We start from the raw sequence: 359 nt of genomic DNA, 5'->3' as shown, positions 1-359 counted from the left end.
CGCCACCACTGGAGGTGATTTCGTGACCCAGCCAGACGGCGCGAATCCGAACGGCGCACTCAACCCCACCCGACCGGGTGCATTCCTGGAATTCCAGCAGCTCACCGAGGCGTCGATCTACGACAAGAGCAAAGCGCCGATCGTGGGCACCACCGGATCGGCCACCAAGGCACAGCGCGATATCGCTGCCACTGATGGCAACGTGATTCCGTCCGGGTCCGGGCTGTGGAACTCGTTCGTACGCAACGCCGACGCGACGTTTCCGCGGATCATGCTCACTCCGACCGCGGACCGCACCGGCGGCGGCGGATCCGGCGACACTTCGCACTCGCACACGATCACATTCGACGATCCGCCGG

The 359-nt window shown here is 65.2% G+C and carries 1 protein-coding gene; it reads left to right on the top strand.

Translation table 11 applies throughout. The annotated features are described in order from the left end of the window. Positions 1 to 22: 22 nt before the first annotated feature. The coding region (locus ON31_RS29395; protein ID WP_039818310.1) for a hypothetical protein at positions 23 to 359 on the top strand (337 nt) is incomplete at its 3' end.

Source organism: Nocardia otitidiscaviarum NBRC 14405 (genome assembly GCF_000308635.1).
GTDB classification, from domain to species: Bacteria; Actinomycetota; Actinomycetes; order Mycobacteriales; family Mycobacteriaceae; genus Nocardia; species Nocardia otitidiscaviarum.
Note: the sequence above shows the minus strand (reverse complement) of the source record. Positions and strands in the feature narration are given on the sequence as shown.